The organism is Pseudooceanicola lipolyticus, assembly GCF_002786325.1.
Lineage (GTDB): Bacteria > Pseudomonadota > Alphaproteobacteria > Rhodobacterales > Rhodobacteraceae > Pseudooceanicola_C > Pseudooceanicola_C lipolyticus.
In genome coordinates, this window is the sequence record NZ_PGTB01000026.1 from 22,889 (window position 1) to 39,463 (window position 16,575).

Genomic DNA, 16,575 nt, shown 5'->3' on the forward strand with positions numbered 1-16,575 from the left:
CGTTTTCCACGCCCGCCCCGACCGGGCGGCGGCAAAGAAAAAGCGGCCCCGAAAGGCCGCTTTTGCGCTGTCGATTGTGGTGCCGCTCAGTCGATCATCGGCAGCAGCCGGTCCAGCGAGGCCTTGGCATCGCCGTAGAACATCCGCGTGTTGTCCTTGAAGAACAGCGGGTTCTCGATCCCGGAATAGCCGGTGCCCTGGCCGCGCTTGGACACGAAGACCTGCTTGGACTTCCAGACTTCCAGCACCGGCATCCCGGCGATGGGCGAATTCGGGTCGTCCTGCGCCGCCGGGTTCACGATGTCGTTCGAGCCGATGACGATGGCCACGTCGGTTTCCGGGAAATCCTCGTTGATCTCGTCCATCTCCAGCACGATGTCATAGGGCACCTTGGCCTCGGCCAGCAGCACGTTCATATGCCCCGGCAGACGCCCGGCCACCGGGTGGATGGCAAAGCGCACCTCCTTGCCGGCGGCGCGCAGCTTGCGGGTCAGTTCGCTGACCGCCTGCTGGGCCTGGGCCACCGCCATGCCATAGCCCGGCACGATGATGACGCTGTCGGCATCGTTCAGCGCGGCGGCGACGCCGTCGGCCTCGATGGCGATCATCTCGCCCTCGATATCCGCCGCCGGGCCGCTGCTGCCGCCAAAGCCGCCGAGGATCACGTTGACGAATTTCCGGTTCATCGCGCGGCACATGATGTAGCTGAGGATCGCCCCCGAGGAGCCGACCAGCGCGCCGGTCACGATCAGCAGGTCATTGCCGAGGGTAAAGCCGATCGCGGCCGCGGCCCAGCCGGAATAGGAGTTCAGCATCGACACCACCACCGGCATGTCGGCACCGCCGATGCCCATGATCAGGTGCCAGCCGATGAAGCCGGCAATCAGCGTCACCAGCACCATGGTCCAGATGCCCGAGCCGGTCATGTACATCAGGCCCAGCACGACACAGGCGGCCAGCGCGGCGGCGTTCAGGATATGGCCGCCGGGCAGCTGCTTGGGCTTGCCATCGACCTTGCCGGCCAGCTTGCCGAAGGCGATGACCGAGCCGGTGAAGGTAACGGCGCCGATGAAGATGCCCAGGAACACCTCGACCTTCAGGATGGCGATTTCCACCGCGTCCTTGTGCCAGAGCCGTTCGCCGAATCCGGTCAGCTCGGCCTCGCCCATGGCGATGCCGGCCGCCTTCATGTCGAGCACCGAGGTCAGCATGATATCGGCATTCAGCCCGATAAACACCGCGGCCAGACCCACAAAGGAGTGCAGCGCCGCGACCAGCTGCGGCATTTCGGTCATCTGCACCCGTCCGGCCACGTAGTAACCGGCAAAGGCGCCGACGGCGACCGCGATCAGGATCAGGAAAATGTTGTAGACGCCGGGCCCGAACACGGTGGCGATCACCGCGATGGCCATGCCGACAATGCCGTACCACACCGCGCGCTTGGCGCTTTCCTGGTTCGACAGGCCGCCCAGCGACAGGATGAAGAGAATGGAAGCCGCAATATAGGCGGCGGAGGTCACTCCGATAGAGAACATCTGGTTGGCCCCCTCAGGATTTCTGGAACATGGCCAGCATCCGGCGCGTAACCAGGAAGCCGCCAACAATGTTGATCGAGGCAATCAGCACGGCGATCAGGCTGAGCACCACGACGAGCCAGTTGCCCGACCCGATCTGCAGCAACGCGCCCAGGATGATGATGCCCGAGATCGCGTTGGTCACCGCCATCAGCGGCGTGTGCAGCGCGTGCGAGACGTTCCAGATCACCTGGAAGCCGACAAAGCAGGCCAGCGCGAAGACGATGAAATGCGCCATGAAGCTGGCCGGGGCGACCGCGCCCAGCAGCAGCATCAGCACGGTGCCGACCGCCAGCAGGGTGACCTGGCTTTTGGTCTGCGCCTTGAAGGCCGCGGCCTCCTGCGCCTTCTTCTCTTCCGGCGTCAGTTCCTTCGGCTTGTCCTTGGGCTTTTGCGCCGCGATCGCCTGCACCTTGGGCGGCGGCGGCGGGAAGGTGACTTCCTTGGCGTGGGTGATCGTGGCGCCGCGGATCACGTCGTCTTCCATGTTGTGGTTGACGACACCGTCCTTTTCCGGCGTCAGATCGGTCATCATGTGGCGGATATTGGTGGCGTAGAGCGTCGAGCTCTGCGTCGCCATCCGGCTGGGGAAGTCGGTATAGCCGACGATGGTGACCCCGTTGTCGGTGACGATCTTCTCGTCCGGCTGGGTCAGCTCGCAATTGCCGCCGCGCTCGGCGGCCAGGTCGACGATCACCGAGCCGGGCTTCATCAACTCGACCATGTCCTTGGTCCACAGCACCGGCGCCGGCCGGTTCGGGATCAACGCGGTGGTGATGACGATATCGACCTCGGGCGCCAGCTCGCGGAACTTCTTCAGCTGCGCCTCGCGGAACTCGGGGCTGGAGGGCGCGGCATAGCCGCCAGTGGCGGCGCCGTCCTGCTGGGCCTCTTCGAAATCGAGATAGACAAATTCGGCGCCCATCGATTCGATCTGCTCGGCCACCTCGGGACGCACGTCAAAGGCCAGCGTGATCGCCCCCAGCGAGGTCGAGGTGCCGATCGCGGCCAGACCGGCCACACCGGCGCCGACCACCAGGACCTTGGCCGGCGGCACCTTGCCCGCGGCGGTCACCTGGCCGGTGAAGAAGCGGCCGAAATTATTGCCGGCCTCGATCACCGCGCGATAGCCGGCGATATTGGCCATCGACGACAGCGCATCCATCTTCTGCGCCCGCGAGATCCGCGGCACCATGTCCATGGCGATGACCGAAGCGCCGGTATCGGCGGCCTTCTTCATCAGCTCTTCGTTCGAACCGGGATAGAAGAAGGAAATCAGCGTCTGACCGGCATGCAGCTGGCCCAGCTCCTCCTCGGAGGGCGGGCGCACCTTGGCGACCACCTCGGCCTCTTTCCACAGCTCGGCGGCGGTTTTCACCACCTTGACCCCGGCCTGTTCATAGGCCGCATCCATGAAGCCGGCTTTTTCGCCGGCCCCGGATTCGATTACACAGTCATGGCCCAGCTTCTGCAGGGCGAGCGCGCTGTCCGGCGTCATCGCCACGCGGTTCTCGCCGTCAAAAATTTCCTTGGGCGTGCCTATCTTCACAGATTAATCCCCTCGTCATCAGTGTCCGGCCATTTCGGCCGGTTCGGCAATCGAAGTCTCCACTAGCCTGCGGGTAAGAATTGCGCAAGCGAACGGTGAAAAGTTGCGGGTAATTTTCGCAAAGATTCAAGGACGCCTACGCATTTTTTGTTCGCATTCCGCGCGTTTCGCAGCGAAGGCCAGGCGCATTCGGTCCGCTTCGCGGCAGATGAATCGCGGTGTGATCACACTGGCAAATCCGGGATCAGCAGCGGCACCAGCGGCACATCAAAAGGCAGGATCAGCCAGGCCAAAAGCAGCACCACAGCCGGATAGATCGGATGGCGCGCACGGGCAAAGATCCCGCTGCGGATCAGAGGCGCGGGACTCTGGTGCGGAACAGGTGTTATGCGGCGGCGGACAAACTGAAAAAATCAAAACAATATCAGAATGATAAATTCAGAAACCAGCAGCGCCCCCGGCAGGTCGGCCAGTCTGGAGGCCAGGCTCGGCCCCAGCGCCAGCAGCCGCTCCTGCCGCCGGGCCTGCGCCACGACACCGGCCAGCCAGGGCGGCGGCCAGTCGCGCCATGTCATCACTCCTGGTCTGTCGCGGGTATGGCCATTGCGGTGAAACGGCCCGATCGGGTCACCGGCAACGCGGTGACGAGACCCCGGGCCGGGTCGCGCAACCGTATCCCGAGCCCGGGTTCAGTGCAGTCTAGATATTGGGCACCGGCCCCGCCAATGCGGCGTCGCGGGGAGCTTCGTTTCAATCCTTTCCCGGCGACGCCGCCAAGACAGATTCGTTGACGTGACCATCGATCCGCCGCGGTGCCGGCGCCCCCGACCGGAAGGTGACGCGGCACGGGCGCGCGAACCCGGCGACGCGACGGCGGGCTTGTCAGCGGCGGGCCAGCCACTAGGCTTGCCGCGACCAGGAGGAGAGGCAGACGGGGAGGAAACATGTCGCTTCAGGGAAAACACGCCTTCATCACCGGCGGCGGAACCGGCATCGGGCTGGCCATCGCACGCGCCATGGCGGCGCAGGGCGCCGCCGTCACCATCACCGGGCGCCGGCAGGAGGTGCTGGACGCGGTGGCAGGCGACGGGATTGTCGGGCTGGCGATGGACGTGCGCGAGGAACAGGACGTGGCCGACAAGGTCGCCGCCGCGGTCGAAGCGCGCGGGCCGGTGCAGATCTGCGTCGCCAATGCCGGGATCGCCGAGGGCAAGGCGCTGCACAAGATGTCGATGGAGTTCTGGCGCAACATGATGGCCACCAACCTGGACGGCGCCTTTCTCACCATCCGCGAATGCCTGACCTCGATGCGGCAGACCGACTGGGGCCGGGTGATCACCATCGCCTCGATCGCCGGGGTGCGCGGCCTGAAAGGCGCCCCCTGCTATACCGCGTCGAAACACGGGCTGATCGGGCTGACCCGGTCACTTTCCGAAGATTACCTGGGCACGCCCTTCACCTTCAACGCGATCTGTCCCGGCTATGTCGACACGCCCATCGTCACCCGCAATGTCGACAGCATCTCGAAACGGGCCGGCATCAGCGCGGATGCGGCGCGCGACATCATGGTCAGTGCCAACCGGCACCAGCGGCTGATCGCGGCCGAGGAAATCGCCGCCGCCGCTTTGTGGCTGACCGGCCCCGGATCGGAGAGCGTGAACGGCCAGTCCATCGAGATCGCCGGCGGCCAGATGTGACAGGTTTCAGGCGGAATCGCCGCGCCGGGCGGCGCGGCGGGGCCGGTTTTGCTGCCCGCGCTTTACATGGCCGGGCAAACCGTCTTTGCTGCATCGCAACGAAACCTGGCCAGGACCAAACATGGCAATCACCGCTAGCATCCGGCACCTGACTCACTACAAATACGACCGGCCCGTTACGCTTGCCCCCCAGATCATCCGCCTGCGGCCCGCGCCACACAGCAGAACGCGGGTGATCTCGCATTCGCTGAAGGTCAGTCCTGACGGCCATTTCGTCAACCACCAGCAGGATCCCTACGGCAACTGGCTGTCGCGTTTCGTGTTTCCCGAACCGGTGCGCGAATTCCGCATCGAGGTCGACCTGGTCGCCGATATGACGGTGTATAACCCGTTCGATTTCTTCGTCGACGAGACCGCCGAGAAATGGCCCTTCGACTATCCGGCCGACCTGCTGGAGGACCTGTCGATCTACCGCACGCCGGAACCGGCGGGGCCACATCTGCGCCAGTTGCTGGACTCGATCCCGCGGGACACGACCGGGACGGTGGATTTCCTCGTCGCGCTGAACGCGCGGCTTGAACAGCAGATCGGCTATGTGATCCGGATGGAGCCCGGGGTGCAGACGCCCGAGGAAACGCTGCAGAGCGCGCGCGGCTCCTGCCGCGACACCAGCTGGCTGCTGGTGCAGACGCTGCGCCACCTGGGCTTTGCCGCGCGTTTCGTTTCGGGCTATCTGATCCAGCTGAAACCCGACCTGGTGTCGCTGGACGGGCCGGCCGGAACCGACCATGATTTCACCGACCTGCACGCCTGGTGCGAGGTCTATCTGCCCGGCGCGGGCTGGATCGGGCTGGACCCGACTTCGGGGCTGCTGACCGGGGAAAGCCATATCCCACTGGCGGCGACGCCGCATTACCGCAACGCCGCGCCGATCACCGGCATGGCCTCGTTTGCCGAGGTCGATTTCGCCTTTGACATGCAGGTCCGGCGCGTGGCGGAACATCCGCGCATCACCAAGCCGTTTTCGGACGAGGCCTGGCAGGCGCTGGACAAGCTGGGCCACCAGGTCGACGCGGCGCTGACCCAGGGCGACATGCGGCTGACGATGGGGGGCGAGCCCACCTTCGTTTCGATCGACGATTTCGAAAGTGCCGAATGGAACACCGCCGCGGTGGGCCCGATGAAACGCGGGCTGGCCGATAAGATGATCCGCCGGCTGCGCGACCGTTTCGCGCCGGGCGGCTTCCTGCATTACGGCCAGGGCAAGTGGTATCCGGGCGAGACGCTGCCGCGCTGGACCTTTTCGCTGTACTGGCGCAAGGATGACAAGCCGATCTGGAAAGATGCCGACCTGATCGCCGAGGAGGGCGCCGATACCAAGGCCGATGCCGCCGCCGCGGGCCGGCTGCTGAGCGAAATCGCCGACCGGCTGGGGATCGCTGGCGAACACGTCCTGCCGGCCTATGAGGATCCGGGCGAATGGATCCTGAAAGAGGCGAACCTGCCGGAAAACGTGACGCCGGAAAACTCCAAGCTGAAGGATCCTGAGGAACGGCATCGCATCGCCAAGGTTTTCGCCCGCGGCCTGACCGAACCCTCGGGATTCATCCTGCCGGTGCAGCGCTGGCAGTCCAAGGCGACCGGCCGCCGCTGGCGCTCGGAGAAATGGAAGCTGCGGCGCGGGCACGTGTTCCTGGTGCCGGGGGACAGCCCGGTGGGCTATCGCCTGCCGCTGGGCACCCTGCCCTATGTGCCGCCCGCGCAATATCCCTATACCTATATCACCGACCCGACGGTCGAGCGCGGCCCGCTGCCTGATTTTACCCTGCCCGACGAACCCGAGGTGACATCGCCGCTGGATCAGCCGGTGGCGCGGTTCACCGAGGGCAGCGCCGTGCAGGACGTGATCGAGCAGGAACTCGGTGCTGGCGCGGTGCGCACCGCGCTGGCGGTGGAACCGCGCGACGGGCGGCTTTGCGTGTTCATGCCGCCGGTGGAAGCGATCGAGGATTACCTGGAACTGGTGGCGGCGGCCGAGGCCGCGGCCAAGGCGATGGGCCTGCCGGTGCATATCGAGGGCTATGCGCCGCCGCATGATCCGCGCATGAACGTGATCCGCGTCGCCCCCGACCCCGGCGTGATCGAGGTGAACATCCACCCCGCCGCCAGCTGGGACGAATGCGTCGCCACCACCAAGGCGGTCTATGAAGAGGCCCGCCAGTGCCGCCTGGGCGCCGACAAGTTCATGATCGACGGCAAGCATACCGGCACCGGCGGCGGCAATCACGTGGTGGTGGGCGGCGAAACACCTAATGATTCGCCCTTCCTGCGGCGGCCCGACCTGCTGCGGTCGCTGATCCTGCACTGGCAGCGGCACCCGTCGCTGTCCTACCTGTTCTCGGGGCTATTCATCGGCCCGACCAGCCAGGCGCCGCGGATCGACGAGGCGCGGCATGACAGCCTGTACGAGCTGGAGATCGCGCTGGCGCAGATCCCCGATCCCGACGAGGGGCCGCAGCCGCAACCCTGGCTGGTCGACCGGCTGCTGCGCAACATCCTGATCGACGTCACCGGCAACACCCACCGGGCCGAGATCTGCATCGACAAGCTGTTTTCGCCCGACGGCCCGACCGGGCGGCTGGGGCTGATCGAATTCCGCGGCTTCGAGATGCCGCCCGATGCGCAGATGTCGCTGGCCCAGCAGGTGCTGATCCGGGCGTTGCTGGCGCGGTTCTGGCAAAACCCGATCAAGGGCAAGCCGGTGCGCTGGGGCACCACGCTGCATGACCGGTTCATGCTGCCGCATTACGTGTGGGAGGATTTCCTGGATGTGCTGCGCGACCTGGGCGATCACGGCTTTGCCTTCCGGCCGGAATGGTACGAGGCGCAGCAGGAATTCCGCTTTCCCTTCTGCGGCGAGGTCGAATACGAGGGCGTGCATCTGGAACTGCGCCAGGCGCTGGAGCCCTGGCACGTGCTGGGCGAACGCGGTGCCATTGGCGGCACCGTGCGCTATACCGACAGTTCGGTCGAACGGATGCAGGTCAAGCTGAGCGGCGCCGATCCCGAGCGCTATATCGTCACCTGCAACCAGCGCACCGTGCCGCTGCGGCCGACCGACAGCGGTGGCGTCTCGGTGGCCGGCGTGCGGTTCAAGGCCTGGCAGCCGGCCGAGGCGCTGCATCCGGTGCTGCCGGTCAACGCGCCGCTGGTCTTTGACATCTTCGACACCTGGTCGGGTCGCGCCCTGGGCGGCTGCACCTATCACGTCGCGCATCCGGGCGGGCGCAATTACGAGACCTTCCCAGTCAATGGCAACGAGGCCGAGGCGCGACGCCTGGCCCGGTTTGAAAAGACCGGCCACACGCCCGGCAGCTACTGGCCGCAGCCGGACCGGACGCATCCGGAATTTCCGATGACGCTGGACCTTCGCCGGGCGCCGGGGATCTGAGCATGAGCGATTCCACCGCCCGTTCCAGCCCGATTGACGGCCTGCTTGAACAGTACCGGCCGCGGCCGGGGGTGGCGGACGAGCTGATGCAGGCCGATGGCAGCCTGCGCGCTGTATGGCAGCCGCTGATCCGGCAACTGGCGCGGTTGTCGCCCGAAGAACTGTCGCAGCGCACCGCCCGCGCCGACCAGTACCTGAAGGATGCCGGGGTGTATTTCCGGCAATATACCGGCACCGGCTCGACCGAGCGGGCCTGGCCGCTGAGCCATATTCCGGTGGTGATCGGCGGCGCCGAATGGCGGCAGCTGTCCGCAGGCATCATCCAGCGCGCCGAGTTGCTGGAACGGGTGATGGCCGATCTGTACGGGCCCGGCGACCTGGTCAATGGCGGGCTGCTGCCGGCGGAACTGATCACCCGCAACCGCGAATGGCTGCGCCCGGTGCAGGGCCTGCATCCGCGCTCGGGACATTTCCTGCATTTCCTCGCCTTCGAGATCGGCCGCTCGCCCGATGGCAGCTGGTTCGTGCTGGGCGACCGGACACAGGCACCCTCGGGCGCCGGTTTCGCGCTGGAAAACCGGATGGCGACCTCGCGGGTGTTTCACGACTATTTCCCGGCGGCCAATGTCGAGCGGCTGGCCGGGTTCTTTCGCGGCTTTCGCGACGCGATAAACGGGCTGCGCGGCGATGGCGACGGGCGCGCGGCGATCCTGACGCCGGGCCAGCACACCGATACCTATTTCGAACATGCCTATATCGCCCGCTACCTGGGCCTTATGCTGCTGGAATCCGACGATTTGCGGGTGGATCGCGGATCGCTGATGGTGTCCACCGTGACCGGGCCGCAACCGGTCAGCGTGTTGTGGCGGCGATTGGATTCCAGGTTCTCCGATCCGCTGGAACTGGACGAATCCTCGGCCCTGGGCACGCCGGGCATGGTCTCGGCGCTGCGCTCGGGTGCGTTCACCATGCTGAACTGTTTGGGATCGGGCGTGCTGGAGGCGCGCGCGCTGATGGCCTTCCTGCCACGGATCTCCCAGGCCCTGACCGGCGAGGCGCTGAGCCTGCCCAATATCGCCACCTGGTGGTGCGGGCAGCCGGGAGAACTGGCCTATGTGCGCGACAACCTGGACCGGATGATGATCGGTCCGGCGCTGTCGACCCGCCTGCCCTTCGAACTGGAGGCCTCGACGGTGCTGGGCGGATCCTTCCGCGGCGCCGCCAGCCGGCCGGTCGCGGACTGGCTGAACACCGATGCCTCCAACCTGGTCGGCCAGGAGGCGGTGACGCTGTCGACCACGCCGGCGCTGATCGACGGCCAACTGGTGCCGCGCCCGATGGTGGTGCGGGTGTTTGCCGCGCGCACGCCCGATGGCTGGACGGTGATGCCGGGCGGCTATGCCCGCATCGGGCGCACCGAGGATCCCACCGCCCTGGCGATGCAAAGCGGCGGTTCGGTGGCCGATGTCTGGATCGTCGGCGACACACCGGTGCGCACCGACACGCTGACCGCGCCGCCGGCCGGCCCCTTCGTGCGGCGGCTGTCCGGCCTGCTGCCCAGCCGGGCGGCGGACAACCTGTACTGGCTGGGCCGTTATGTGGAGCGGGCCGAGGCACAGGTGCGCAAGCTGCGCGCCTATCACCTGCGGCTGGAGGATGCGGTGGTGCCGCTGGTCGAGCATCTGGGCGACTATATCAGCGATTTCGGCACCGATATCGAAGATTCGGTGCCGCTGGGCCTGCTGGACCTGTTCGATGCCGCGCGTGGCTGCGCCGGCAAGATCCGCGACCGGTTTTCCACCGATGGCTGGCACGCGCTGGACGATTTGTCGGGCACCGCGCATAAGCTGGCCGCCGGAAAGGTCACCGCCGGTGACGATGCCGCCCGCGCGATGAGCGTGCTGCTGCGCAAGCTGGCCGGATTCTCCGGCCTGGTGCACGAGAACATGTTCCGCGACACCGGTTGGCGGTTCCTGACCATGGGGCGGGCGCTGGAACGGGCGGATAACATCGCCTCGCTGCTGGTCGCCTTTGCCGACCGCGCCGCGCCGCCCGGCAGCCTGGACGTGGCGGTCGAGGTCGGCGATAGCGTGATGATCCACCGTCGGCGCTATTCGGTCGAGACCAGCCGCAACACGGTGATCGACCTGCTGGCGCTGGACCCGGACAACCCGCGATCACTGATCTGCCAGACCCGCCTGCTGCGCGAGCAGGAGGCGGCGATGCCGCGCGCCCAGACCAAGCGCCAGATGAGCGATTTTGCCCGCCAGGTGCTGCGGCTGGACACCGACCTGGCGGTGGCCGTCCCCGAAGAGATCACCACCGCGCGGCTGACCCAAATGCGGGCGGAAATTGCCGATATCTCCGACGCGCTGACCGCGCTTTACCTGGGCTAGCCATGTCGACGCTGTATGATATCACCCTGCGCATCAGCTATCGCTATGAAAGCCCGGCGGGCGCCAACCGCACGCTGCTGCGGATGCTGCCGATGACGCGGGCCGACCAGCAACTGATCTCGGGTTTTGTCAGTACCGGGCCCGAGCCCGATTTCCGCCGCGACGGCAGCGATTTCTTCGGCAATGCCACCACCGAGATCGCCCATGATTCACCGCTGTCCGAGATCGCTTTCCGCTTTACCGGGCGGGTGCGGCGCAGCGCCGGGTCGCAGCCGCTGGACCTGTCCTGCGGGCTGGAGCAACTGTCGGCCGAACTGTCGGCGATCCGCTCGATCAGCCCGGGATCGCCGCATCACTTCCTGGGCGACAGTGACCGGGTGCGGCACGAGCCCGACATCGCCGCCTTTGCCCATGACCTGGTACAGCCGGGCATGTCGACGCTGAACGCGGTGCAGGCGGTGTCGCGCGCGGTGCATGCCCATATGGCCTTTGACCCCAAGGCGACCGAGGTCACCACCGCCCCGGCGCAGGCATTTCGCGACCAGCGCGGCGTGTGCCAGGATTTCAGCCACATCACCATTTCCGCACTGCGCGCCCTGGGCATTCCCGCGGGCTATGTCAGCGGCTTTCTGCGCACCATCCCGCCGCCGGGCAAGAAGCGGCTGGAAGGCGCGGACGCGATGCATGCCTGGGTCCAGGCCTGGTGCGGTGCCGAATTGGGCTGGGTGCAAATTGATCCAACCAATGACATGATGGTGGGGGCCGATCATATCCTGGTAGCCATCGGCCGCGACTATTCCGACGTGGCCCCGGTCAAGGGGTCGCTGCGCAGCACCGGCAGCCATACCACCGAGCACCAGGTCGACGTGATCTCGGTCGGCTGACATCTCGGGCCTTGCATCGGCAGAGACAAATCGGCACACCGGTAGCGCAAACATCGCAAGGGAGGAAGCGGGCGATGATCCTGTGCTGTGGCGAAGCCCTGATCGACATGATCCCGGCAAAAACCGAAGACGCTGGAACCGGCTTCGTGCCCCATAGCGGCGGGTCGGTGTTCAACACCGCCATCGCGCTGGGCCGGCTGGGCACGCGCGCCGGCATGCTGACCGGCCTGTCACGCGACCTGTTCGGGCGACAGCTGGACGATGCGCTGAAGGCCAGCCATGTGGACACCCGCACGGTGGTCTATTCCGACCGGCCGGCCACGCTGGCCTTTGTCCAGCTTGAGGCCGGGCATGCGACCTATACGTTTTACGACGAGAATTCCGCCAACCGGATGCTGGCACCCGAAGATGTCGGCGCGCTGCCCGAGGATGTGCTGGCGCTGTATTTCGGCGGCATCAGCCTGTGCAACCCGCCGGCCGCCGACACCTATCTGGAGTTGGCGGAACGCCATGCCGGGCGCTGCGCGATCATGCTGGACCCGAATATTCGCCCCAGTTTCATCAGCGACATCCCTGCCTATCGCGCCCGGATCGCGCGGATGCTGGCGGTGGCCGATATCGTCAAGGTCTCGGACGAGGACCTGGGCTGGCTTTATCCCGGGCCCGAGGCGCTGATGGAGAAGCTGGCCGCGCTGCTGAAGGCGGGGCCGTCGGTGGCGATCATGACGCGCGGTGGATCGGGAGCCACCGCCTATCTGCGTGACGGGCGCGAAATATCGGTGGCGGCCGAGCCGGCGCAGGTGGTCGACACGGTCGGCGCCGGCGACACTTTCAACGCCGGGGTTCTGGCCAAAGCCTCGGAACTGGGCCTGCTGACCCCCGGCGGGCTGGCCGAGGCGGGCGAGGCCGAGATCTCGGACGTTTTGGCCTTTGGCGCAAAGGTGGCGGCGGTCACGGTGTCGCGCGCCGGGGCAAACCCGCCCTGGCGCGAGGAACTGGCGCAGGAACGCCCGCCCGCCTGACGCGCCGAGGCGGCGGGCTGTCGCCCCGCGCCGGGAATCAGACCGAGGTAGCTTCCAGCAACTCTGCGCGCGACAGATCGTCATGCGAGCCGGATTTCATCACCGCCCCGCGCCGCAGCACCACGAAACGGTCGGCGTTCTCATAGGCGAAATCGAAATACTGCTCGACCAGGATGATGGCGATGTCGCCCTTGTCGCGCAGATAGCGGATCACCCGGCCGATCTGCTGGATGATATTGGGCTGGATCCCCTCGGTTGGCTCGTCCAGCAGCAGCAGCTTGGGCTTGGTCAGCATCGCCCGTGCGATCGCCAGCTGCTGTTGCTGCCCGCCCGACAAGTCGCCGCCGCGCCGGTTGAGGAATTCCTTCAGGATCGGGAACAGCTCGTAAATCTCGTCGGGGACGTAATGTTCCGAACGCGGCAGGCAGGCATAGGCGGTTTCCATGTTCTCCTTGACCGTCAGCAGCGGGAAGATCATCCGCCCCTGCGGCACATAGCCGATGCCTTTCTGCGCCAACGCATGGGCTGGAAGCTTGCCGATGGCTTCGCCGTCGAACTCGATCTCGCCCGAGGTGCGCTGATGGGTGCCCGACAATGCCTTGAGCAGCGAGGTCTTGCCGACCCCGTTGGTGCCCATGATGCAGGTCACCTCGCCCGCGGCGGCGGTCAGCGACACGTCGTAAAGGATTTGCGAGCCGCCGTAATGCAGCGTTAGGTCTTTGACTTTCAGCATTGCTCAGCGTCCCAGATACACATCGATCACCTGCTGGTTGGCGGTGACATGGTCGAGGCTGCCCTCGGCCAGAACCGACCCCTCATGCAGCACCGTCACCTTGCAATTCAGCCGGCGGACAAATTCCATATCATGTTCGACCACCACCACCGCGCGGGTCTTGGCGGCCTCGACCAGGATCGAGGTGGTGTGCTCGCGCTCTTCATGGGTCATGCCGGCCGCGGGTTCGTCCACCAGCAGAAGGCGCGGATCCTGCGCCAGCAGCATGCCGATCTCCAGCCACTGTTTCTGCCCGTGGCTCAGCTCGCCCGACTTGCGCGACAACTGGTCCGACAGGCCGATCTCGTCGGCCAGGGCGCGCACCTTGGCCTCGTCCTCGGCCACCGGGCGATAGAACAGCACCGACAGCGGCGAACGGGCCTTTTTCAGCGCCATCATCAGGTTGTCGAAGACGTTCTGATCCTCGAACACGGTCGGCCGCTGAAACTTGCGCCCCACCCCGGCGCGGGCGATCTGCGCCTCGCTCATATGGATCAGCGAAACCGATTTCTCGCCCCACAGCACCCTGCCCTCGTCGGGCCGGGTCTTGCCGGTGACGATGTCCATAAAGGTGGTCTTGCCGGCGCCGTTCGGCCCGATGATCGCCCGCATCTCGGCCTCGCCGATCTGGAAGGACAGGTTGTTGATCGCGCGGAAGCCGTCAAAGGTGACGGAGACGCCGGAAACCTCCAGAAGCGTGCTCATTCCCGGCCCTCCTTTTCCTGCAGCGAGCCGCGGTCGGGGCCGTAATCGGCGCCGTGCCGGTCGGGGAAACCGGGTTTGCGGATCAGGTCGAACAATCCGCCGATGCCCTTGGGCGCGAACAGCGTGACCAGGACGAAGGACAGGCCCAGGATCACCAGCCACCATTCGATCCAGTCGATGCGATAGAAGCCCAGGTTGATCGACGGCACCTGGCCGCCGGTGAACCAGGTCGAGACCAGCGACACGAAGGCGGCGCCGATCACCGCGCCATACAGCCGCCCGCGCCCGCCGATGGCGACCCAGACCGCCAGGTAGATCGACGCAATCGGCGCCACCTCGGCCGGGTTGATGATGCCCGCCTGCGGATAATAAAGCGCCCCGGCGATGCCGGCGATCACCGCGGTCAGCACGAAGACGAACAGCTTGTAGCCCTCGACCGAATAGCCCAGGAAACGCACCCGTGCCTCGTCGTCGCGGATGCCGCGAATGACGCTGCCGAACTTGCCCGAGACCACCCAGGCGGCCAGCAGATAGCCCAGCCCCAGCGCCAGGGCCGAGGCCCAGAGGAACCAGACCGAAACCACCGCCTGCGACGCTTCGACCCCCGGCAGGTTCTGCAGGCCGGACAGGCCGTTATTGCCGCGCAGGCCGGAATCGTTCTGGAACAGATAGAGCGACAGCGCCAGTGTCATCGCCTGGGTCAGGATCGACAGGTAGACGCCGGTGACCCGGCTGCGGAAGGCCAGCCAGCCGAAGACCAGCGCCAGCAGGCCGGGAACCAGCACCACCAAGACCAACTGGATCACCAGGCTGTCGGCAAAGGCCCAGATCAGCGGGAAATCCGATGACCCGACGACACCGAAGATCTGGGTGCCGATGGCATCGACAACTTCCTGCTCGGTCGGCGGGATCTGCGCGTTGGACATCGAGGTGACGACGATGTCGCGGGTGCGCTCATACATCAGCCACATGCCGATCATATAGCCGCCCAGCCCGAAAAACGCGAAATGGCCAAGGCTGAGAATGCCGGTATAGCCCCAGACCAGATCCATCGCCACGGCGATCAGGCACAGGCACAGGGTTCGGCCCAGCGTCTTGATGAAACTGGTCGAGATCAGGCCCATGCCCATGCCTTCGGATAGCAGGCTGATGATCAGGGTGAAGCCGGCCAGCAGCACCAGGAAGATCACCACCGAGGGGTTGCGGGCGAAGAAGGAACGGTTTTTCATGCCTCGCCCTCCTGCAGGTTCTTCGTTGGCGGGGTGCTGCCCCCCGGCCGGCGCTTTGCAAAAACCAGCCGCGGGACGGGGTTGAAGGGCGGCCGGTCGATATTGGCGGGTGCCGGTATGGTCAGTGTCATATGCTTAGTCTCCCGCCGCACGGCCCTTGAGCGCGATGATGCCGCGAGGCCGGAACTGGATGAAGATGATGATGAAGACGATCATGTAGGTCTGCGCCGCCAGCGTGTTGGACGGGTTGAACCACTCGATGCCCTTCTGCAGGAAGCCGATCATCGTCGCACCCAGCAGCGTGCCCCAGATATTGCCGACCCCGCCGACCACCACGGTCATGAAGCTTTGCACGATATAGCCCTGCCCCATCTCCGAGGTGACCTGGGCGAACAGGCCGATGGCGACGCCGGCGATGCCGGCGATGCCCGAGCCGAGGCCGAAGGTCAGCATGTTCACCTTGTCGGGGTTGATCCCCATACTGGCCGCCATGCGCGGATTCTGGGTGACGGCGCGGGTTTCCAGGCCCAGCCGGGTGCGCTTCATGATGAACAGGAACAGGCCGAGGAACAGCAGTGCCAGCACGAAGATGGCGATGCGGATATACGAGATCGACACCACGTCGTTCATCACCCAGGCGCCGTTCAGCCAGCCGGGGGCGGTGAGCGGCCGCGCCTGGGTGCCAAAGATGTTCTTGGCCAGCTGCTGCAGCGCGATGGAGATGCCGAAGGTCGCCAGCAGCGTTTCCAGCGGGCGGGAATACAGCCAGCGGATCACCAGCCGCTCCATCGCCACCCCGGCGGCAAAGGTCACCGCAAAGGCCAGCGGCAGCGCAACGATGATCGAGACGGTGTAATTGGGGATGAACAGCTGCACCACATAGCCGGTATAGGCGCCCATCATGATGAATTCGCCATGCGCCATATTGATCACCCCCATCACCCCGAAGGTGATGGCAAGGCCGATGGCGGCGAGGAAATAGATCGAGGCCAGCGACAAGCCGTCAAGCGACAGGTCGAGCATCTGGTTGATGCCGACATTGCGGGCGATATGCGACAGCGCCTCCTGCGCCGCATCGGTGACGGCGGCCGAGGGTTCGACATAGCTGTCGTAGAAGGAATGCGCGTTCAGCGCCTGGTCGATCGCCGTTTCGGGAATGAAGGCCGGCGCCTTGCCGTCGGCCACCAGGCCGGCATAGGCGCGGTCGCGCGCGGCATCGGTGCCCAGCTGCGCCACCGGTACGCCGCCGACGCTGCCGCCTTCGATATTCTCGCCCAGGGCGGCCAGCAGCGCGGC

The 16,575-nt window shown here is 66.0% G+C and carries 13 protein-coding genes; 5 read left to right on the top strand and 8 right to left on the bottom strand.

Annotation, left to right across the window (positions count from 1 at the left end; translation table 11 throughout):
• Window positions 1–86: 86 nt before the first annotated feature.
• The 3 genes from CVM52_RS09515 to CVM52_RS27455 all read right to left on the bottom strand — a co-directional run bounded on the left by CVM52_RS09515 (window position 87) and on the right by CVM52_RS27455 (window position 3,698).
• Window positions 87–1,535, bottom strand: coding sequence for an NAD(P)(+) transhydrogenase (Re/Si-specific) subunit beta (locus CVM52_RS09515; protein WP_100162274.1), 1,449 nt, complete (start codon window positions 1,533–1,535; stop codon window positions 87–89).
• A gap of 13 nt (window positions 1,536–1,548) precedes the next feature.
• Window positions 1,549–3,123: a Re/Si-specific NAD(P)(+) transhydrogenase subunit alpha gene (locus CVM52_RS09520; protein WP_100162275.1), complete on the bottom strand. Its 1,575-nt coding sequence runs from the start codon at window positions 3,121–3,123 to the stop codon at window positions 1,549–1,551.
• Between the two features lie 413 nt (window positions 3,124–3,536).
• A complete protein-coding gene (locus CVM52_RS27455) occupies window positions 3,537–3,698 on the bottom strand; it encodes a hypothetical protein (RefSeq protein WP_205964925.1) in 162 nt (53 codons plus the stop codon).
• A gap of 369 nt (window positions 3,699–4,067) precedes the next feature.
• On the opposite strand from CVM52_RS27455, the gene CVM52_RS09530 reads away from it, so the two are divergent.
• The 5 genes from CVM52_RS09530 to CVM52_RS09550 all read left to right on the top strand — a co-directional run bounded on the left by CVM52_RS09530 (window position 4,068) and on the right by CVM52_RS09550 (window position 12,573).
• A complete protein-coding gene (locus CVM52_RS09530) occupies window positions 4,068–4,820 on the top strand; it encodes an SDR family NAD(P)-dependent oxidoreductase (RefSeq protein WP_100162276.1) in 753 nt (250 codons plus the stop codon).
• 121 nt (window positions 4,821–4,941) lie between these two features.
• Window positions 4,942–8,271 (top strand): transglutaminase family protein, encoded by a 3,330-nt coding sequence (locus CVM52_RS09535; protein ID WP_100162277.1) that lies wholly within the window; start codon window positions 4,942–4,944, stop codon window positions 8,269–8,271.
• 2 nt (window positions 8,272–8,273) lie between these two features.
• A complete protein-coding gene (locus CVM52_RS09540; protein ID WP_100162278.1) occupies window positions 8,274–10,667 on the top strand; it encodes a circularly permuted type 2 ATP-grasp protein in 2,394 nt (797 codons plus the stop codon).
• A 2-nt stretch (window positions 10,668–10,669) separates the two neighbouring features.
• Window positions 10,670–11,551, top strand: a complete 882-nt coding sequence (locus tag CVM52_RS09545; protein ID WP_100162279.1) for a transglutaminase family protein — start codon at window positions 10,670–10,672, stop codon at window positions 11,549–11,551.
• A gap of 74 nt (window positions 11,552–11,625) precedes the next feature.
• Window positions 11,626–12,573, top strand: a complete 948-nt coding sequence (locus tag CVM52_RS09550; RefSeq protein WP_100162280.1) for a carbohydrate kinase family protein — start codon at window positions 11,626–11,628, stop codon at window positions 12,571–12,573.
• A 37-nt stretch (window positions 12,574–12,610) separates the two neighbouring features.
• Here CVM52_RS09550 and urtE read toward each other — a convergent pair whose 3' ends face one another.
• The 5 genes from urtE to urtB all read right to left on the bottom strand — a co-directional run.
• Window positions 12,611–13,306, bottom strand: coding sequence for an urea ABC transporter ATP-binding subunit UrtE (gene urtE / locus CVM52_RS09555; RefSeq protein ID WP_100162281.1), 696 nt, complete (start codon window positions 13,304–13,306; stop codon window positions 12,611–12,613).
• 3 nt (window positions 13,307–13,309) lie between these two features.
• A complete protein-coding gene (urtD, locus tag CVM52_RS09560) occupies window positions 13,310–14,050 on the bottom strand; it encodes an urea ABC transporter ATP-binding protein UrtD (RefSeq protein WP_100162282.1) in 741 nt (246 codons plus the stop codon).
• Window positions 14,047–15,279 carry an urea ABC transporter permease subunit UrtC gene (gene urtC / locus CVM52_RS09565; RefSeq protein ID WP_100162283.1) on the bottom strand — a complete coding sequence of 411 codons (1,233 nt, stop codon included), beginning with the start codon at window positions 15,277–15,279 and terminating at the stop codon, window positions 14,047–14,049. Before urtC ends, urtD begins: the two co-directional genes overlap by 4 nt.
• The gene (locus CVM52_RS27955) at window positions 15,276–15,410 is read right to left on the bottom strand and encodes a hypothetical protein (RefSeq protein ID WP_276308635.1); all 135 of its coding nucleotides are present in this window, start codon (window positions 15,408–15,410) and stop codon (window positions 15,276–15,278) included. The genes urtC and CVM52_RS27955 overlap by 4 nt, the downstream gene beginning before the upstream one ends.
• A gap of 4 nt (window positions 15,411–15,414) precedes the next feature.
• Window positions 15,415–16,575 (bottom strand): urea ABC transporter permease subunit UrtB (urtB, locus tag CVM52_RS09570; protein ID WP_100162284.1); only part of this gene is annotated, 1,161 nt, incomplete at its 5' end.

Coding starts and splice junctions, on each gene's coding strand:
- urtD (WP_100162282.1), bottom strand. CDS start 14,050: ATGAGCACGCTTCTGGAGGTTTCCGGCGTCTCCGTCACCTTTGACGGC.
- CVM52_RS09545 (WP_100162279.1), top strand. CDS start 10,670: ATGTCGACGCTGTATGATATCACCCTGCGCATCAGCTATCGCTATGAA.
- CVM52_RS27455 (WP_205964925.1), bottom strand. CDS start 3,698: ATGACATGGCGCGACTGGCCGCCGCCCTGGCTGGCCGGTGTCGTGGCG.
- CVM52_RS09530 (WP_100162276.1), top strand. CDS start 4,068: ATGTCGCTTCAGGGAAAACACGCCTTCATCACCGGCGGCGGAACCGGC.
- CVM52_RS09535 (WP_100162277.1), top strand. CDS start 4,942: ATGGCAATCACCGCTAGCATCCGGCACCTGACTCACTACAAATACGAC.
- urtC (WP_100162283.1), bottom strand. CDS start 15,279: ATGAAAAACCGTTCCTTCTTCGCCCGCAACCCCTCGGTGGTGATCTTC.
- CVM52_RS27955 (WP_276308635.1), bottom strand. CDS start 15,410: ATGACACTGACCATACCGGCACCCGCCAATATCGACCGGCCGCCCTTC.
- CVM52_RS09550 (WP_100162280.1), top strand. CDS start 11,626: ATGATCCTGTGCTGTGGCGAAGCCCTGATCGACATGATCCCGGCAAAA.
- CVM52_RS09515 (WP_100162274.1), bottom strand. CDS start 1,535: ATGTTCTCTATCGGAGTGACCTCCGCCGCCTATATTGCGGCTTCCATT.
- urtE (WP_100162281.1), bottom strand. CDS start 13,306: ATGCTGAAAGTCAAAGACCTAACGCTGCATTACGGCGGCTCGCAAATC.
- CVM52_RS09540 (WP_100162278.1), top strand. CDS start 8,274: ATGAGCGATTCCACCGCCCGTTCCAGCCCGATTGACGGCCTGCTTGAA.